The organism is Pseudomonas frederiksbergensis, assembly GCF_001874645.1.
Taxonomy (GTDB): Bacteria; Pseudomonadota; Gammaproteobacteria; order Pseudomonadales; family Pseudomonadaceae; genus Aquipseudomonas; species Aquipseudomonas frederiksbergensis_B.
Map to the genome: position 1 here is coordinate 2,135,237 of NZ_CP017886.1, position 17,079 is coordinate 2,152,315.

17 protein-coding genes and 1 pseudogene are annotated in these 17,079 nt (G+C 60.5%); 12 read left to right on the plus strand and 6 right to left on the minus strand.

Features of this window, described 5'->3' with window-relative positions; genetic code table 11:
- Nucleotides 1-8: 8 nt before the first annotated feature.
- Nucleotides 9-605, plus strand: coding sequence for a type III secretion system genes modulator TspR (gene tspR / locus BLL42_RS10460; RefSeq protein ID WP_071551989.1), 597 nt, complete (start codon nt 9-11; stop codon nt 603-605).
- Between the two features lie 82 nt (nt 606-687).
- Here the strand turns inward: tspR and BLL42_RS10465 are convergent, their stop codons facing one another.
- From BLL42_RS10465 to cobG, 6 genes are all read right to left on the minus strand, one after another.
- On the minus strand, nt 688-1,338 hold the full coding sequence (locus tag BLL42_RS10465) for a hypothetical protein (RefSeq protein ID WP_071555732.1): 651 nt from the start codon (nt 1,336-1,338) through the stop codon (nt 688-690).
- Nucleotides 1,339-1,400: 62 nt separating this feature from the next.
- Complete coding sequence (locus BLL42_RS10470; protein WP_071551990.1) at nt 1,401-2,210, minus strand: hypothetical protein; 810 nt, start codon at nt 2,208-2,210, stop codon at nt 1,401-1,403.
- A gap of 234 nt (nt 2,211-2,444) precedes the next feature.
- Nucleotides 2,445-4,145, minus strand: coding sequence for a precorrin-3B C(17)-methyltransferase (cobJ, locus tag BLL42_RS10475; RefSeq protein WP_071551991.1), 1,701 nt, complete (start codon nt 4,143-4,145; stop codon nt 2,445-2,447).
- Nucleotides 4,145-4,876 carry a precorrin-2 C(20)-methyltransferase gene (locus BLL42_RS10480; RefSeq protein WP_071555733.1) on the minus strand — a complete coding sequence of 244 codons (732 nt, stop codon included), beginning with the start codon at nt 4,874-4,876 and terminating at the stop codon, nt 4,145-4,147. The genes cobJ and BLL42_RS10480 overlap by 1 nt, the downstream gene beginning before the upstream one ends.
- Nucleotides 4,876-5,502 (minus strand): precorrin-8X methylmutase, encoded by a 627-nt coding sequence (locus BLL42_RS10485; protein WP_071551992.1) that lies wholly within the window; start codon nt 5,500-5,502, stop codon nt 4,876-4,878. Before BLL42_RS10485 ends, BLL42_RS10480 begins: the two co-directional genes overlap by 1 nt.
- Nucleotides 5,495-6,802, minus strand: coding sequence for a precorrin-3B synthase (cobG, locus tag BLL42_RS10490; RefSeq protein WP_071551993.1), 1,308 nt, complete (start codon nt 6,800-6,802; stop codon nt 5,495-5,497). Before cobG ends, BLL42_RS10485 begins: the two co-directional genes overlap by 8 nt.
- Nucleotides 6,803-7,078: 276 nt before the next feature.
- Between cobG and cbiE the strand changes: the two genes are divergently transcribed.
- The 11 genes and pseudogenes from cbiE to BLL42_RS10545 form a co-directional block, all read left to right on the plus strand.
- Entirely contained in the window at nt 7,079-8,290 is a 1,212-nt protein-coding gene (gene cbiE, locus BLL42_RS10495; RefSeq protein WP_071551994.1) for a precorrin-6y C5,15-methyltransferase (decarboxylating) subunit CbiE, read from the plus strand.
- Nucleotides 8,283-9,380, plus strand: a complete 1,098-nt coding sequence (locus BLL42_RS10500; protein ID WP_071551995.1) for a cobalt-precorrin-5B (C(1))-methyltransferase — start codon at nt 8,283-8,285, stop codon at nt 9,378-9,380. Before cbiE ends, BLL42_RS10500 begins: the two co-directional genes overlap by 8 nt.
- Nucleotides 9,377-10,105 (plus strand): cobalt-precorrin-6A reductase, encoded by a 729-nt coding sequence (locus BLL42_RS10505; RefSeq protein ID WP_071551996.1) that lies wholly within the window; start codon nt 9,377-9,379, stop codon nt 10,103-10,105. The genes BLL42_RS10500 and BLL42_RS10505 overlap by 4 nt, the downstream gene beginning before the upstream one ends.
- A gap of 202 nt (nt 10,106-10,307) precedes the next feature.
- The gene (locus BLL42_RS10510) at nt 10,308-10,610 is read left to right on the plus strand and encodes a type II toxin-antitoxin system RelE/ParE family toxin (protein ID WP_071551997.1); all 303 of its coding nucleotides are present in this window, start codon (nt 10,308-10,310) and stop codon (nt 10,608-10,610) included.
- A gap of 3 nt (nt 10,611-10,613) precedes the next feature.
- Nucleotides 10,614-10,904 carry an addiction module antidote protein gene (locus tag BLL42_RS10515; protein WP_071551998.1) on the plus strand — a complete coding sequence of 97 codons (291 nt, stop codon included), beginning with the start codon at nt 10,614-10,616 and terminating at the stop codon, nt 10,902-10,904.
- A gap of 96 nt (nt 10,905-11,000) precedes the next feature.
- Complete coding sequence (locus tag BLL42_RS10520) at nt 11,001-11,402, plus strand: DUF2946 domain-containing protein (protein ID WP_071551999.1); 402 nt, start codon at nt 11,001-11,003, stop codon at nt 11,400-11,402.
- 47 nt (nt 11,403-11,449) lie between these two features.
- Nucleotides 11,450-11,929 carry a copper chaperone PCu(A)C gene (locus BLL42_RS10525; RefSeq protein WP_071552000.1) on the plus strand — a complete coding sequence of 160 codons (480 nt, stop codon included), beginning with the start codon at nt 11,450-11,452 and terminating at the stop codon, nt 11,927-11,929.
- A 54-nt stretch (nt 11,930-11,983) separates the two neighbouring features.
- Nucleotides 11,984-12,406 (plus strand): DUF2946 domain-containing protein, encoded by a 423-nt coding sequence (locus BLL42_RS10530; protein ID WP_071552001.1) that lies wholly within the window; start codon nt 11,984-11,986, stop codon nt 12,404-12,406.
- Nucleotides 12,407-12,493: 87 nt separating this feature from the next.
- A complete protein-coding gene (locus tag BLL42_RS10535; RefSeq protein ID WP_071552002.1) occupies nt 12,494-14,623 on the plus strand; it encodes a TonB-dependent copper receptor in 2,130 nt (709 codons plus the stop codon).
- A gap of 211 nt (nt 14,624-14,834) precedes the next feature.
- Entirely contained in the window at nt 14,835-16,217 is a 1,383-nt protein-coding gene (locus BLL42_RS10540; RefSeq protein WP_071552003.1) for a PepSY-associated TM helix domain-containing protein, read from the plus strand.
- Between the two features lie 78 nt (nt 16,218-16,295).
- Nucleotides 16,296-17,078: pseudogene (locus BLL42_RS10545) on the plus strand (ABC transporter ATP-binding protein); the annotation flags it as partial.
- Between the last annotated feature and the right edge of the window lies 1 nt (nt 17,079).

The following is a 17,079-nucleotide window of genomic DNA, read 5'->3' on the forward strand; positions in this document are numbered from 1 at the left end:
CTTGCACCATGCTCCACGTGTTGTTCAGCGTTTACCTGAAGATGCTGGTGCTCTATAGCCCATTCTTCGTCTTGTCCTGTTTCATCAGCCTGACCCGAGGTTATTCCAACAAGGAACGACGGCGCCTGGCCTGGAATGTCGCCCTCGCGACCCTGGTCTCCAGCGTCCTGCTGTATTTGTTCGGGCGAATGATTTTCAGTGTATTCGGCATCACCGTAGACGCCTTCCGCATTGGCGCCGGCAGCGTGCTGTTCATCTCGGCATTGGGCATGGCTCAGGGCAAGTCAGCGGTCCAGACCGATAACGTGCAGCAGGACGTGACCATCGTCCCGCTGACCATTCCGCTTACCGTCGGCCCCGGCACCATCGGGGCCCTGCTGGTCATGGGCGTCAGCCAGCCGCACTGGGACGACAAACTCACCGCCATCCTCAGCATAGCCATGGCCAGCCTGACCGTCGGCGTGGTGCTTTACCTGTCCAACCGCATTGAGCGAATTCTCGGCGACCAGGGTTTGCAGATTGTCAGCCGGTTGATGGGGTTGTTTGTGTGTGCGTTGGCGGCGCAGATTATCTTTACCGGGGTCAAAGGGTATTTGGTGCCTTAGTGCGCTGCGAAGTTGCCGCAACAAAAAAAGGCCTTGTGCTAAAAAACACAAGGCCTTGTCATTTTTGATCAGATCCAATCACTCAGAGTTTCAGCTTTTGCACGAGGACCTTATCTGAGTAAGCATCAATTTTTTCGTGGACCCGCTCTCGGTAGTTTTCAAACACCTCCCGATTGAAAGCAAAAACGCCGCCATCCGGGGTGATAACCACCTCTTTGTCGATTTCACTCCAGAAGAAGAAGTCATCCTCAATCACTGCGGTGCTATAGCGCAAACCGTACAAGCAGACGACGACGTCGCCGGAGTCAAGGCGTTCGCAAGGCGCACATTTGAGAATACCCGAACCACCGTTCGCGACATTGTCGCGAAAGAAGTTCCAGGCAAACTCGTCCAGCTTCAACACCCTGTAGGTTTCCTCGATCAGCTGAGCTAAACGTTCCACCCCCAAACGCCCAATAATCGTATGACTGATACTTAGCAGCTGATTGACATTCGACACCCTAAACTTGTCAGAGGGGACGATAGCCTTCAGTATAAAACCTGCCTTTAACAACCGGCCTTGGTAATAATCAAACCAGGCTTTTTTTGATACCTGCCCGGGGTACTTATCATTCGCCGCCAGCTCCGCATACAACAAACAGCCCTGTACATCCTGCTTATCCTGCGGGCAAACCTCGGACGCAAAGGACAATAAGCAGCCACCCACTACTACCGCATCAGCAAGCACTGTCATATTGAACACCTTGTTCATCCACACCAAAAACCAACACTCTATTGAGGGGACCTACGGCCTCATTAGCCTGCAATCTTTTTAAACAGACCATCGCCAAACTGGTCAATGTAGTTATAAACCTGCTGGCGCTTTCGATCAAACGCGCGCTTATTAAACTTTCGAATGCCTGCCGCCTGAAAAAGATGAACCCCCTCCGTCTTGAAAGTAAAAAACAGAAAGTCGCCATCGTAGTCCTTGCTGAACACATCCAGCCCGCCCATGACCATTGCCATGCCACCACCAGGAGCAACGATACAAGGAACTGCCTTGAAGCTGACAACCGAACTTTCCTTGCTTCCGGCGTCCACGATCTTCAGCGCTTCTTTGTCGCCCTTGAGCTTGTCAAAGCCCGCCGCGACAAGACTCAACACATTGCCAGAGCCCGCGCTGATGACAGTCTCAAGCACTTGTAACAATGCATCGTTCATCGTCAGCGTCAGCTTTTTGGAGTCATACTTCTTATACGTGTAGCTTTCTGTGACCCAGCCAATCGCCGACAAGGCTTCGTTATAGGCCATGTACCGCTGTTCTTGCGAGGTTTCGGCAGGCAATTTATTGACAACAGCTTCGGCAAAAGCCTGGCTATCCAGTGCATCCTGTTTATCATCTTCGCTTAGCCGCTCCTCAAATACCACAAGGGACGGACCGACGACCGACGCGTCAATTGTCTCCGCAGCACGACCAGCCAAAACACCGCCGCTCTTGGCAAATGACCTGAGTCGGGGACGCGCGAAGACCTCAGTTAACTGAGCCTCGACTCGCTCAAAGTACTTATCCTGCACAGCCTCATTGAAAGGGCGATCTGCAATGATATTAATTATTTCGTTACTCATGTAAATTTCCTTAGTAAATAATCACCGCTCCATGCGGTAAAAACCAAACTAAGGCACCCAACTTAAACCGTCAAACCCATTCACACAAATAACTTATGCCAATAATTACAAACCCCAAACAACTTCGATAACAAGCCATAACCAGCGCACACAAAAGCGCGCTACTTATTGGTGACGTTAGTTTCAACAACCCTAGTTAAAACGCAAGCGACCTCGGCGTGAGGTCGCCGTTATTCAGGAGACTGGCTTGGCTGGATACCAGCGCGGCGTATAAACCCACTCACCACCCTCGGCACGCGGGAACACGCAGGTGGTGGATGAGCCAATCAGCACCATGGTGCGCATATCAACCTGTTCGGGTGTCAGTTGCCCAAGCGTGGTGACCCGCAGCGTCTGGCCCGGACGACCGATATCCCGCCCCAGCACCACCGGCGTTTCGGGCGTGCGATGCTGGGCGACGATTTCCAGCGCACGGCCCAATTGCCACGGCCGCGAACGCGAGATCGGGTTGTAGAAGGCCAAGGCCAGGTCAGCCTCTGCCGCGAGGTCCAAACGCTTCTCGATGATCGTCCAGGGTTTCAGGTTGTCCGACAGTGACATCACGCAGAAGTCATGCCCCAACGGTGCGCCCGCTTGTGCGGCGGTCGCCAGCGATGCAGAGACACCCGGCAGAATTTCCAGATCGACGCTGTGCCAGCTCGAATCGCTGGATTCATGCAACGCTTCGAGCACCGCCGCCGCCATGGCGAACACCCCCGGATCACCGGACGAAACCACCACCACCGAACGCCCTTGGGCGGCCAGTTCGAAAGCGTGACGCGCGCGCTGCATTTCCTCGCGATTATCGGTGCAGTGCAACACTTGATCGGCGCGGAACGGCCCGGCCATGCGCACATAGGTTTCGTAGCCAAGCACGTCGTTGGCACGAGCCAGTTCCGCCTTGACCGCCGGCACCATCAGTTCCGCAGCGCCAGGGCCCAGACCGATCACGGCCAAGCGCCCGCGTGGACGACCGATCAGTAACGGGTCCAACGGCCGGTCGGCGACCGCGAGGGCAATCCCGTTGTTTGCGTGGATAGACACGGATTGTCCGGCAGCGTTTTCTGCCAGTTCAGCCACAGAGCCAGCCGTCGCAAAACGCAGCGGCACACCCAGTTCCAGCGCCGCTTCACGCAACGCCGGGCTGGCCATCTGCTGATCACTGGCCAACAGACACGCCACCGATTGCACGGCGATTTTCGCTTGGTGCAAGACATCGCGTATGGCGTTCGGCAGATCTGCAACATCGGCGCTCACCGCGACCAGAACATTTTGCGGGTAGATCAGCAATTCATTGACCGCAGGCTCGCGTTCGGCACTGCCGACATGAATGGTCAGATGCGCCTGCGGATCCTGCGGTAGCTGCGCCTGAGCCAGCCACGGAGCAGCGCCTTCGATACGCACGCTCTCACCGGCCAGCAAATCCGAAACAAAGCGCTTGCCCAGTTCCAGATCGCCCAATGCATAACCACTCGGCGGATTGAGCAAGCACGTGCCAAAGCGCAATTCACCACTGGTGGTGATGGCCGCAGCCACGCCCAAACCGTCCGCAATCTCGCGGGCCAGCACGTTCACCCCACCCAGACCGCCCAACAACGGCACCACCGCGCTGCCATCCTCGGCGACGGCCAGCACCGGCGGCTCAGCACCTTTTTCCAACAACAATGGCGCCAGCGTGCGAATGACGATGCCGGCTGCACACAGCGCGATGATCGGCGTGTCATGTTGGTAGAGCTGACGCAGGGTCGCGCCAAACTCGCGGTAAACGCGGTCCGCGCCGTCGACCCGTTCGGCCAGACCGTGGATCAGGGCGCCTGGGTACATCTGCTGGATCTTGCGTGCGGTCGCGAGGCTGCCATTACCCAGAATGACAATCGCCGGAACTGGACGAGTCATCAGCCTTGCCACCTTTCGCCGGGAACGATGATCAACGAAAAATACGGCGAGGACATCGGCTCAACCTGATCCAGCGGCACGATCTTCTGATTGGCCATGGTGGCGCGCTCAACGTACAGCGCACGCTCTGCCAGGCCGAGTTCTTCCAGCACCTGACGAACCTTGGGAAAGTTACGCCCCAGCTTCATCACCACCGCCGCGTCGGCATCCGCCAAACGACGCTTGAGTTCTTCGTGCGGTAGCACCCCGGACAACACCGACAGGCTCTGATTGCGATACACCAGCGGCGCACCGAGCACCGAGGCGCCGCCGAGCATCGAGCATACGCCTGGCACGACTTCGGCCTCGTAACGCTCGGCGAGGCGATCATGCAGGTACATATAGGAGCCGTAGAAGAACGGGTCGCCTTCGCAGATCACCGCCACGTCACGTCCGGCATCCAGATGTGCAGCGAGTTGTTCGCTGGCAGCGTCATAGAAGTCGCTGATCACTTGCTCGTAGGACAGCGGCGGCGCCAAGGCCTCGGTGGTCACCGGGTAGACCAGCGGCAACAGCGTCTGCGCGTCCTGTAAATGCGCTTCAATGATACCGAACGCATTGCCTTTTTTACCCTTGGCGACGAAGTACGCCACCACCGGCGACTCGCGCAACAGGCGCAAGGCTTTGACAGTGATCAGTTCCGGATCACCAGGACCCACACCAAGGCCGATCAAACGTCCAGGTTGCTGCATCATTCAATCTCCGTGGCGAGGGCATTGACCGCTGCGGCGGCCATGGCGCTACCGCCCAACCGCCCCTGCATGATCACAAACGGAACGCCACGGCTGTCAGCCGCAAGCATTGCCTTGGACTCGGCGGCCCCGACGAAGCCCACCGGGAAGCCAAGAATCAGCGCCGGTTTTGGCGCGCCGGCATCGAGCATTTCCAGCAAGTAGAACAACGCGGTCGGGGCATTACCGATCACCACCACGCTGCCTTCCAGGTGCGGACGCCAAAGCTCCAGCGCCGCCGCCGAACGGGTATTGCCCAGCTCACGAGCCAAGTCCGGAACGCTCTCGTCACGCAAGGTGCAGATCACCGGATTGTTCGCCGGCAAGCGCGCGCGGGTCACGCCTTCGGAGACCATCCGCGCATCACACAGAATCGGCGCACCGGCAGCCAGCGCATCGCGTCCGGCCTTGCCCGCGCCTTCGGAGAATTGCAGACCATCAATCGCATCGACCATGCCGCAGGCGTGGATCACCCGCACCGCGAGTTTTTCCAGATCGGCCGGGATCCGGTCGAGTTTGGCCTCGGCGCGAATGATCGCGAAGGAGTTGCGATAGATCTCCTGACCGTCGCGGATGTAATCAAGCATCAAGGGGGCTCCGTGGGCGGGCATCAAGCAATGCGCCGGCCGCTTCAATAGTGAGGTTGCGTGCTTGCAGGGTGCCGAAACCCGGCTGCTCTGCATCGCGAAAATAGAGGTCGTAATGACCGGGGCTGACCGCCAGCAAGGTGACCGGCGCGATGTGCGCGGCGGCGCACGAACGCGAGCAAGCGGACAGGTGAACCTGCGGTCGGTCAGCGTGGCCTGGCAACAATGTGGCCAGTTGCAAGGCGTCGGCCTTTGTATCCGCCAAACCTTTTGCGCACCCGGCGGAACCGGTGCAAGCCACCAAATGGGTCAAGGCTTGATCGGCGTAAAGCAGAAACCCCAGGGCCTGCAATCGTTCGCTGAGAACGGGGGCATCTTGAACGCGAATGTTAGGCAGCAGCAGGCTTTGCCAAGGGGTGAAACGCAGGCTGCCGTCACCGAACGCCTCGGCCAGACGCGCCGCGCCTTTGAGCATCGAAGAATCCAGCCGTCCCAGAGGTGGGACAGCGCCGACATAGACCAGGTCTTCCTGGCGCTGTGGATAAGTACCGATGTGCAACCCTGGAAGCGACTCGGGACGCTGCCAATGACTGATCGGGGTCAATGGCACACGCTCGGCCAAGGCCTGCAATACCGATTCCAGCGAACACTCGGCCAGCACATGCCGCATGCGGGTCTGATCCGGCCGTGCAAGGTCGAGAAACAGCTCCAGCACCGCGACCACCAAAGCGTGGCCGTCGTTGAGCAACACCGCCCCTGCCGGTGTACCCGTGGGGCAACCCGCCAGACCGAACGCCAGCCATTGCTCGCCGTTACGTTCTACGGCGCTCAACCAGAGGTCGTGGGGATGTTCGAGCATCGCCAGCGCCTCGCCGCCATCCAGTTGCACGGCAAACTTGGCCGACAGCTGGTGGAAACGGTCGTGGTTTTGGAGGGTGGTGAGGATCTGCTCGGCCAGCGGGCGAGTATCGAACAGCATGTGTCGATCGATCCCGGCGCCCGGGCTGAGCATCAGGTTGCGCACATCGTCGCCGGCCGCAGTCTTTGGGCCCAACCCGACTGCCAGCAGGCTGTCGATCAATGGCCGGTGCTCGCTGCCGATCCCGCGAATCTGCAGGTTGGCGCGGTTGGTCGCTTCGATCACTCCACCGGCATAACGCTCGGCGGCCTCGGCCACGACCATCGCTTGGGCAGCGCTGATCGAGCCACCGTTCAACTTGATTCGACAGATGCCGCCGTCCGATGCCTGGACGATACGCAGCAACCCCGGACAGGCCGAGGGGCGTATGGCGGTGTGCATCTGACGTTCGTTCAAGGGGGCGACCGGCTAAGAGGTAGAAGCACTTCGCGGGCGAAGGCGCGGTATTATGCCTGCTTTGTCTGATGGCATGAAAAGCCTGCCGGCAGGCGGTGTGAAAACGTCGCGAGCGAAGGCAAGGCAAGGCAAAAACAGGCGAGGAAGCGGAGTTTACGGGTTGTAAATGAGCATTCCGAGCCTGTTTTTAACGCAGTATTGCCGAGCGCAGCAGTTTTCACGCTGCCTGCTCGTCGGAACACTAAAGTTTGAGGAATATAGATGGCGCCCTGGCTGACAGTAGTAGGCATCGGTGAAGACGGATTCAAGGGGCTGGGCAAGAATGCTCGACGCGCGCTGCTGGGTGCCTCGCGAATTTTCGGTGGCCAGCGGCAACTGGATCTGCTGCCGGCGTGCATCCGTGGTGAACGCCTGCTTTGGCCGAGCCCGTTTTCCCTTGAGCCGGTACTGGCACAACGCGGTGAGCCGGTCTGTGTGCTGGCCAGCGGCGATCCGATGCTGTTCGGCGCGGGCGCCAGCCTGGCACGGCAAGTACCGAACGATGAGATGCTGATCCTGCCCGCGCCATCCTCCTGCTCTCTCGCTGCGGCCCGGATGGGCTGGCCGTTGCAAGAAGTCATCACGCTGTCGGTGGTTGCCCGGCCGATTGCAGCGCTAAACGCTCAATGGTTCAGCGGCGTTCGCTTGCTGGTCTTGAGCAACGATGGACACAGCCCCGCCGCGATTGCAGCGCTGCTGCGTGAACGCGGTTTCGGGCCGAGCCGGATGACCGTGCTGGAACATCTGGGCGGCGAGGCCGAACGACGTATCGACGGCACCGCCAACGACTGGACTTATCCACCCGCCGCCGACCTCAATCTGCTCGCCATCGAATGTCTCGCCGAACCCACTGCGCAGCGTCTGTCACGCTTGGCTGGCTTGCCAGACGCAGCCTTCAAGCACGACGGCCAACTGACCAAACGCGACGTGCGCGCCATAACCCTCGCCCGTCTGGCGCCGGTGCCCGGTGAACTGTTGTGGGACGTCGGCGCTGGCAGCGGCTCGATCGGCATCGAGTGGATGCGTGCGCACCCGAGTTGCCGCACGCTGGCCATTGAAGCCGATGCTGGCCGTCAGCAACTGATCGAACACAACCGCGACGCCCTCGGCGTGCCCGGACTGCAATTGATTCGTGGCAGTGCGCCGCAGGCGTTGGCCGGCCTTGAGCGGCCCGACGCGATCTTCATCGGCGGCGGAGTGACCCGTGACGGCGTGCTCGACACGTGCTGGGCGCAGCTCAAACCCGGTGGCCGGCTGATCGCCAACGCGGTCACCCTGCAAAGCGAAATGACCTTGATGGCCTGGCGCGAACAACACGGTGGCGAACTGACGCGGATTCATATCGCTCAGGCGCAGCCGCTGGGAGAGTTCGACACTTGGCGCCAGGCATTGCCGATTACCTTGCTGGACGTGGTTAAACCCTTCGATGCGTGACGAAACCGCCGAACAACCTGCCCCCCTGCGCAGTGGCCTGACCACTGGCAGCTGCGCCACCGCGACCAGCCTCGCCGCCGCGCGCCTGCTGCTTGGCGCGGTGAGCAGCGACGCGGTGGAGATCGTGCTGCCCAAAGGCAAACAGGTGCAGATGCGCCTGGAGTTTTGTCGCCTCACGGCCAACGGCGCCGAAGCCGGCACGATCAAAGATGCCGGCGACGACCCGGACGTGACCCACGGTGCATTGCTCTACAGTCAGGTGCGCTTGATCAGCGAACCTGGGGTTCGTTTCAGCGCCGGCAAAGGCGTCGGCACCGTCACGCGCCCGGGGTTGGTACTGAGCGTCGGCGAACCGGCGATCAACCCGGTGCCGCGCAAGATGATCACCGACCACTTGCTACTGCTGGCGCAGGAGCTCAGCTACAGCGGCGGTTTTGAGGTGACGATCAACGTCGAGGACGGCGAGGCTCTGGCGCTGAAAACCATGAACCCGCGATTGGGCATTCTTGGCGGGCTGTCGATCCTGGGCACCAGCGGCATCGTTCGACCGTTTTCCTGCGCGGCGTATATCGCCTCGATCCACCAGGGCATCGACGTCGCCAAAACCAACGGTTACCTGCACATCGCCGCCTGCACCGGCAACGCCAGCGAAGACACCATGCGCCGGGTTTACGACCTGCCGGAAATCGCCCTGATCGAAATGGGTGACTTCGTCGGTGCGGTGCTCAAACACTTGCGCAAAGTGCCTGTGGATAAACTGAGCATTTGCGGCGGCTTCGGCAAGATCAGCAAACTCGCCGCCGGACACATGGATTTGCACAGTCGCCACTCCAGCATCGACCTGCCGCAACTGGCCGAATGGGCGGCGGCCATTGGCGCTGACGCTGCATTGCAGCAAGGCATTCGTGAGGCCAATACCAGCCAGCAAGCCCTGGCGATGGCCAGCGCCGCCGGTATCGCCCTCGGTGATGCGGTGTGCCGGCACGCGCTGGATTTCGCCCGCAGCGTGGTGCCCAAACAGGTTCAGGTCGAGGTGTTTGCCATTGATCGCCAAGGTGGCATCGTCGGCCATGCCGGAGTTTTTCAATGAAACGTCTGTTGCTGCTCGGCGGCGTCACGGAAGCCCTGGCGATTGCCCGTACTCTCGGCCCACAACATATCTACAGCCTGGCGGGCGTGGGTCGCGTGCCGACCGACCTGAACTGCCAGGTGCGCGTCGGTGGCTATGGCGGTGCTGAAGGCCTGACACAGTTCATCAAGGATCAAGGCATTGAGCTGTTGCTCGACGCCACCCACCCCTACGCCGCGCAAATCAGCCAGAACGCCGCCACCGCCGCGCAACAAAGCGCCATCCCGTGCTGGGCGCTGCGACGCCCGGCGTGGCAAGCGCAGGCGGGGGATGACTGGCGCGAGGTCAGCGACTGGGCCGAGCTGATCGAAGCGCTGAAACCGTTCAGGCGTCCACTGTTCACCCTGGGCCGCGAGCCGTTGCAGCACCTGGATGAAATACCGCCAGAACAGTTCTGGACCTTACGCGCGCTGGAGGTTTATCCCGGCAACGAGCGCTGCGAAGTGATCGGTGCACGCGGCCCGTTTTTCATCGAAGACGAACGCGCACTGTTCGAACGCCGGCAGATCGATGTGCTGATCAGCAAAAACAGCGGCAGCAGCGCCACCGAACCCAAACTGGAAGTGGCCCGCGAACGCGGCGTGCCGGTGTTGATCCTCAAACGGCCGGTGCTGCCGGGGGTGGAGCGGGAGTTTGGGAGTGTGGCTGAGGTGTTGGAGGCCCTGTCAGCGTCAGACCGTTCCTGACACTTCCCCATAAGAGCGAATCGACAGGCAATATTCTCCGAAACAGCCGTCTGGCCAGACTCAACGGCTCTGCTCTACATTTCCTGAGCGCTCTCAGACTCCTCACTTCCCCGAAAAGCACGAACCTGCCCCCACAGGCTGACAACGGTCGCCCCAGGAAAGTGCTGCTTGCCAACTTGTATCCCAAGGAATACGATCCGGCATGATCGACTTCGAACAGTCTCGACCATTTGCCGATTGGCTTCACTCACTCAAGGACACCATCGGCAAGGCTCGTATTGTCGCCAGGCTTCGAGCTGCCGAGCATGGAAACTTCGGTGATTGTGAAGCAGTCGGTGAGGCTGTTTATGAAATGCGTGTGCATTACGGTCCCGGCTACAGGATGTACTTCACTCGTAAAGGTGAAGTGGTTTATCTGCTGTTGGCAGGAGGCGACAAGTCGACTCAAAAACGAGACATCAAACGCGCTCAACAGATGGCGCAAAACATCGGTAATGAGGAGTAAATCATGGCCGAACAATTCACCCGTTTCGACGCCGCCGAATTTCTCAAAACCCCTGAGGAAATGGCGGCTTACCTGGATGCCTGCTTTGAAGAAGATGCAGGTGACGGCGCTTTGATACGTGCCGCGCTCAACGACATCGCTCGGGCACAAGGCATGACGCAGGTTGCCCGTGATGCAGGTTTAGGTCGTGAAAGTTTGTACAAGGCACTGGGCAGCACGGGTAATCCAGAATTCACGACTATCATGAAGGTGATGAAGGCCTTGGGGCTTAAGCTCCACGCAACAGCCGCCTAAGTTCGCTGCGACACCATACCGCACGGCGGTTTTTTACTTATCGCTCCCGATCAGGCTAAATACCCGGCTGATCACCCACTCAACCGGATATGCCCCATGTCCCGACAACGGCTAGCATTTGCCTGGATCGCCTGCTTCGCAGTGCTGTTCAATATGCTCGCCATGCCGATCTCCGGCGCGATGGCGCAAGGCGCCAGTCAGTCGCCGGCCGAGCAGTTGTTGTGGGGCAGTTTCTGCTCGTCCAGCGGGACGAAGCTGGTGGCGATTTCTCTCGGCAAGCTTGAGCAAAAGGCCCCGCAAAACGACGATCACTCGAACATGCAGCATTGCTGGTGCTGCTCAGGCTCGGCACCTTTTGTGGCGTTGCCGGGCCATGTTCCACAGCTGTATTTCGCGCGTTTCGAGGCCAATCGAAGCCGACCTGCGCCGACCCTCGATATCCCCACACCGCGCCAGCAATGGCCGAGCCTCAATCCCCGCGCTTCTCCTCTGGTCTGATTACCGTCGCAATTGATCTGCGTGTTTAATCGTTCTGGAGAACTGCCATGTTGAAGAAACTCATCGTTCTGGCCGCCTTGTTGCTGCCTGTGTGCTTTGCCAATGCTCACGAATACAGCGCTGGCGAGATTCACATCGCCCATCCGTGGTCGCAGGAACTGCCGCCGAATGCGCCAACGGTGGCGGCCTATTTCGTGATCCACAACAACGGTAAAACCGCCGACCGCCTGCTCAGCGTTGCTTCGCCGATCGCAGGCATTGCCGAGTTGCACGAGCATGTGATGCAAGGTGATTTGATGAAAATGCAGCAAGTGCCGAGCGTCGAGATTCCGGCGGGCGGCGACATCACGTTTGCGCCGATGGCTTGGCACGTGATGCTGCTGGAGCTCAAAGACCGCAGCCTGCTGAACGACGGCAAGCGCTTCCCGCTGACCCTGCATTTCGAAAAATCCGGCGATGTGACCGTCGAAGTCGCGGTACAGAAACAACCGCCCGCCGGCACCGAAGAGCACAAGCACGCCCAGTAATCACAGTCTGAACCCCCTGTGAACGCACGGCGCTCGCTCAGCGTCAGGCGACCAGTGCCACGCAAGACCTCGTTAAAGGTCGCGCGCGGTAGCTGGATCAGCCTGTTCGCCATGTTGATGATCTTTATCGGCCCACTGATTTCTCAGTCGATGCCGATGGATCAACGCATGCCGATGCCTGTGAACATGAACATGTCGATGGACATGAGCATGAGCATGGACATGTCGGCGGACGCCCATGCCGAGCAAGCGGCTGCCGAACACTGCACACCAAAACCCGATCACCATGCGCTCTGGGAAAGATGCGGTTACTGCAGCCTGCTCTTCAACTGCCCCGCGCTACCCGGCGGCCTGTCGTTCACCGCCTTCGACACCCCGCCCGCCCACCGCTTCATCAGCCCCTCCCCTCGCCTGGGCCATGCCCGGCAAACCGTCTTCCCCGGTGCCCGCACCCGCGCCCCGCCCATCGTCGCGTAAACACCCCCCTACTCATACGGCCGACTGTAGAGAACGACAGCCGCAGGCTGCCGGCCGTGTTGTTGACGACTGATTGATGGAACCTTTATGTCCAGGTTTTCTGCTGACACACGCTTGAGCGCTGCTCAGGTATCTTTCGCCCTGAATGCGCCACGCGCACGTTTCACACAGGCCACCGCCATTCTGTGCGGCGCCCTGCTCACCCCACTGGCCATCGCCGCCGAGCAACCGGTTGATCATAGCCAGCACACCGAAGAGTTGAGCCCGACGGTGATCACCGCTATCGCCCCAAGTTCACCGCTGACCATCGTCACCAACCCCAAAGACCCGCGCCAACCGGTGCCGGCCAGCGACGGTGGCGACTACCTGAAGACCATTCCGGGGTTCGCGCTGGTTCGCAATGGCGGCACCAACGGCGATCCGGTGCTACGCGGCATGTTCGGCTCAAGGCTGAACATTCTCACCAACGGCGGCATGGTGCTAGGTGCCTGCCCTGGCCGGATGGACGCCCCAACTTCCTACATTTCGCCGGAAACCTACGACAAGCTGACCGTGATCAAAGGCCCGCAAACCGTGCTCTGGGGACCCGGTGCCTCTGCGGGCACCATCCTGTTTGACCGCGAACCGGAAAGCTTCGGCGAGCTGGGTACCCGGGTGAACGCCAGCCTGCTGGCCGGCTCCAACGGGCGTTTCGACAAGCTCGTCGACGCTGCGGCCGGTGGCCCATTGGGCTACATACGGGTGATCGGCAACACCGCTCACTCCGACGACTACCGCGACGGCAACAACGACACCGTGCCGTCGCGCTACGACAAGTGGAACGGCGATGTCGCCCTGGGCTGGACGCCGGATGCCGACACGCTGCTGGAATTGACCGCCGGCAAGGGCGACGGCGAGGCACGTTCTGCCGGGCGCGGCATGGACGGTTCGCAGTTCAAGCGCGAAAGCCTGGGCCTGCGTTTCGAGAAGTCGAACCTTGGCGAGGTGCTGGATAAGCTCGAAGCGCAGGTCTACTACAACTACGCCGACCACGTGATGGACAACTACACCCTGCGCACGCCATCTGGCACCGGGATGATGGCCGGTCCCATGGCCTCCAACGTCGACCGCCGAACCCTCGGCGCGCGGGTCAAGGCCACCTGGCGCTGGGCCGATGTGCAGTTGATCAGCGGCATCGATGCGCAAACCAACGAACACCGTCAGCGCGCTGCCATGGGCATCGACACCTACAAGGACGTACCACGCAATAAGGATGCGGACTTCCATAACTACGGCGTCTTCGGCGAGCTGACCTGGTACGCCGCCGACCGTGATCGCCTGATCAGCGGTGCGCGACTGGACCGTGCCTCGGCCAAGGATTTTCGCCAGACCATCGGCTCCGGGATGATGAACCGAGCAAACCCGACCGCCGACGAGACCCGCGCCGATACCCTGCCGAGCGGCTTCGTGCGCTATGAGCATGATCTGGCGGACAGTCCGACCACGCTCTACGCAGGCCTCGGCCACGCTGAACGCTTCCCGGATTACTGGGAGCTGTTTTCGCCCAAGTCCGGGCCTGCCGGTTCGCTCAATGCCTTCGATTCGATCAAGCCTGAGAAAACCACCCAGCTCGATGTCGGCCTGCAATACAAAACCCAGAACCTCGAAGCCTGGGTCTCGGGATATGTCGGCGAAGTGCACGACTACATTCTGTTCGATTACACCCCCGGCATGATGGGCATGACCTCGAAAGCCGAAAACATCGATGCGCGAATCATGGGCGGCGAACTCGGCGCGGCCTACAACCTCACCTCCCACTGGAAAGCCGACGCGACCCTGGCCTACGCCTGGGGTAAAGACACCAGCAACGGCACTGCGTTGCCACAAATGCCGCCGCTGGATGCACGTTTCGGCCTGACCTACAGCGAAGACAACTGGAGCGCCGGCGCCTTGTGGCGAGTGGTCGCGGCGCAGAACCGGATCGAGCAGAACAAGGGCAACGTGGTCGGCAAGGACTACGACAAGAGCCCGGGTTTCGGTGTGTTCTCGCTCAACGGCGCTTACCGGATCGACAAGCACTGGAGGGTCAGTACCGGCGTCGACAACCTGTTTGGCAAGGCTTACGCCGAGCACTTGAACCTGGCCGGCAACGCCGGGTTCGGCTACCCGGCCAATAACCCGCAAGCGATCAACGAACCAGGGCGCACGTTCTGGACCAAGGTCGACATGAGCTTCTAAAACACCTGGCAAGGACGCCATACCCGTAGCAGCTGGCGAAGCCTGCGTTCGGCCGCGTAGCGGTCGTAATCCACACGATGCGATCCATCTGGATAACCGCGTTCTGAGGTTTTACGGCTGCTTCGCAGCCGAACGCAGGCTGCGCCAGCTGCTACGGGACCGAGGCATCACTCGAACAACTACAGATTCATCGCCAAGCGGAGCGCTCCCAATGAGCCAACCCAAACCGAATTTCTACAACCTGGCCTGGCGCTGGCATTTTTATGCCGGGCTGTTCGTTGCGCCGTTCATGGTGATGCTGGCCTTGACCGGCATCGTTTACCTGTTCAAACCGCAACTCGATCCACTGATGTATGGCAGCCTGCTCAATGTGCCGGCCGGCCATCACCCCGTCAGTGCCGACGAGTTGCTGCGCCGTGTCCAAGAGGCTTATCCACAAGGCCAGATCAAGCAGTACCTGCCACCGGTCAACGCCGAGCGCAGCGCACAGTTTGTCGTTAAAAACGCTGGCAACGAGCTCAACGTCTTCATCGACCCGTATCACGCCGACGTCCTTGGCGAGCAGGACGCGAAGAAAAACCTGCAGGCAATCGCCCGGGCGATTCACGGCGAGTTGATGATCGGCACCGTCGGTGATCGGCTGGTCGAACTCGCTGCTGGCTGGGGCGTTGTACTGGTGGTTTCCGGGGTATTCCTGTGGTGGCCACGCGGTAAAACCGGCGCGGGGATCGTGTGGCCACGATTCAACAGTCGCGGACGTGTGCTCTGGCGTGATCTGCACGCCGTGACCGGGTTCTGGGGCGCGGCGTTTCTGCTGGTGATGCTGCTCAGCGGCATGACCTGGACCGGTTTCTGGGGCAAGCAATACGCCGAGGTCTGGAACCGCTTCCCGGCGGCCATGTGGAACAACGTGCCCAAGTCCGACCAAGAAGCCCGCAGCCTCAACACCGCGACCCGTCAGACCGTGCCCTGGGCCATGGAAAACACGCCGATGCCAATGTCCGGCGACCACGCCGAACACATGGCCCACAACGGCGGCAGCAGCGCCCCGGCGGCGCCGACCATCAGCCTGCAAGACCTGCAGGACATTGCCGTTCAACGCCAGATCGAGCCCGGTTACAGCATCACCTTCCCGAGCACCGCCAGCGGCGTGTTCACCATCGCTGTGTTCGCTGACGACCCGCGTAACGACGCCACCTTGCACGTCGACCAGTACAGCGGCGAAGTCCTCGCCGATGTGCGTTGGCAGCATTACGGCAATGTCGCCCGCGCCACGGAAATGGGCGTGATGCTGCACGAAGGCAAGCTGTTCGGGCCGTTCAACCAGATCGTCGTGTTGCTGATCTGCCTGATGATCCTGCTCAGCGCCGTCAGCGGTGTAGTGATCTGGTGGAAGCGCCGCCCACAGGGCAAGCTCGGTGTTCCGCCGTTGCGCCATGACCTGCCGACCTGGAAAACCGGGGCGTTCATCATCCTCGCATTGGCGGTGGTATTCCCGTTGGTGGGCGCTTCGCTGATCGTGGTATGGCTGCTCGACCGAGTGCTGCTGTCGCGCTTCAACCGCCAGCCTGAATCGGCCTCATCTTCATCCTGAATACAGCGAGATGCCTACAGCAGCGCGGTTGACCTTACAATGTCGGCCCGCTGCAAACACCCGCCGAACGAGCACGCAATGACCTCGCTGAACCTCACCCATCTCGCCTGGACACCGCTGGGCCATGGCCACTGTCATCACCAGTTCCAGCTACGTGAGGCCAGCCTGCACGTGGCGGCCGGCGAGTTCGTCGGTTTGATCGGGCCCAACGGCAGCGGCAAGACCAGCCTGCTGCGCTGCGCCTACCGGTTCAGCAAACCGAAATCCGGCGAGGTGCATCTTGCCCATCACAACGTCTGGAAGCAGTCGTCGCGCTGGTGCGCGCAACGCATCGCCGTGGTGTTGCAGGAGTTCCCCGATGCCTTTGGCCTGACCGTCGACGAAGTGGTCGCCATGGGCCGCACACCGCACAAAGGCCTGTTCGATGGCGATACCCTGGAAGACCGTCGGATCGCCGGGCAGGCTCTGGAATCAGTGGGCCTCAAAGGCTTCGAAGATCACGCCTTTGCCACCCTGTCGGGCGGCGAAAAACAACGCGTCATTCTCGCCCGCGCCCTGACTCAGCAACCGCAATTGCTGATCCTCGATGAACCGACCAACCACCTCGATCCACGCTATCAGCTCGAACTGCTGCAACTGGTCAAGCGCTTGCAGATCGGCACCCTGGCGAGCATCCACGACCTCAACCTGGCCGCTGCGTTCTGCGATCGGCTGTACGTGATCAACCACGGACGCATCGTCGCCAGCGGCACGCCAAAAAATGTGCTGACCACCACGCTACTGCGTGAGGTGTTCGGCGTCGAAGCGCTGATCGATGAACACCCGCTGTCCGGCTACCCCCGAATTACCTGGATAACCCAAC

What these genes read in the sequence shown, in the direction of transcription:
- tspR (WP_071551989.1), top strand. Translation starts at nt 9, where the DNA reads ATGCTCCACGTGTTGTTCAGCGTTTACCTGAAGATGCTGGTGCTCTAT.
- BLL42_RS10465 (WP_071555732.1), bottom strand. Translation starts at nt 1,338, where the DNA reads ATGACAGTGCTTGCTGATGCGGTAGTAGTGGGTGGCTGCTTATTGTCC.
- BLL42_RS10470 (WP_071551990.1), bottom strand. Translation starts at nt 2,210, where the DNA reads ATGAGTAACGAAATAATTAATATCATTGCAGATCGCCCTTTCAATGAG.
- cobJ (WP_071551991.1), bottom strand. Translation starts at nt 4,145, where the DNA reads ATGACTCGTCCAGTTCCGGCGATTGTCATTCTGGGTAATGGCAGCCTC.
- BLL42_RS10480 (WP_071555733.1), bottom strand. Translation starts at nt 4,876, where the DNA reads ATGCAGCAACCTGGACGTTTGATCGGCCTTGGTGTGGGTCCTGGTGAT.
- BLL42_RS10485 (WP_071551992.1), bottom strand. Translation starts at nt 5,502, where the DNA reads ATGCTTGATTACATCCGCGACGGTCAGGAGATCTATCGCAACTCCTTC.
- cobG (WP_071551993.1), bottom strand. Translation starts at nt 6,802, where the DNA reads ATGCACACCGCCATACGCCCCTCGGCCTGTCCGGGGTTGCTGCGTATC.
- cbiE (WP_071551994.1), top strand. Translation starts at nt 7,079, where the DNA reads ATGGCGCCCTGGCTGACAGTAGTAGGCATCGGTGAAGACGGATTCAAG.
- BLL42_RS10500 (WP_071551995.1), top strand. Translation starts at nt 8,283, where the DNA reads ATGCGTGACGAAACCGCCGAACAACCTGCCCCCCTGCGCAGTGGCCTG.
- BLL42_RS10505 (WP_071551996.1), top strand. Translation starts at nt 9,377, where the DNA reads ATGAAACGTCTGTTGCTGCTCGGCGGCGTCACGGAAGCCCTGGCGATT.
- BLL42_RS10510 (WP_071551997.1), top strand. Translation starts at nt 10,308, where the DNA reads ATGATCGACTTCGAACAGTCTCGACCATTTGCCGATTGGCTTCACTCA.
- BLL42_RS10515 (WP_071551998.1), top strand. Translation starts at nt 10,614, where the DNA reads ATGGCCGAACAATTCACCCGTTTCGACGCCGCCGAATTTCTCAAAACC.
- BLL42_RS10520 (WP_071551999.1), top strand. Translation starts at nt 11,001, where the DNA reads ATGTCCCGACAACGGCTAGCATTTGCCTGGATCGCCTGCTTCGCAGTG.
- BLL42_RS10525 (WP_071552000.1), top strand. Translation starts at nt 11,450, where the DNA reads ATGTTGAAGAAACTCATCGTTCTGGCCGCCTTGTTGCTGCCTGTGTGC.
- BLL42_RS10535 (WP_071552002.1), top strand. Translation starts at nt 12,494, where the DNA reads ATGTCCAGGTTTTCTGCTGACACACGCTTGAGCGCTGCTCAGGTATCT.
- BLL42_RS10540 (WP_071552003.1), top strand. Translation starts at nt 14,835, where the DNA reads ATGAGCCAACCCAAACCGAATTTCTACAACCTGGCCTGGCGCTGGCAT.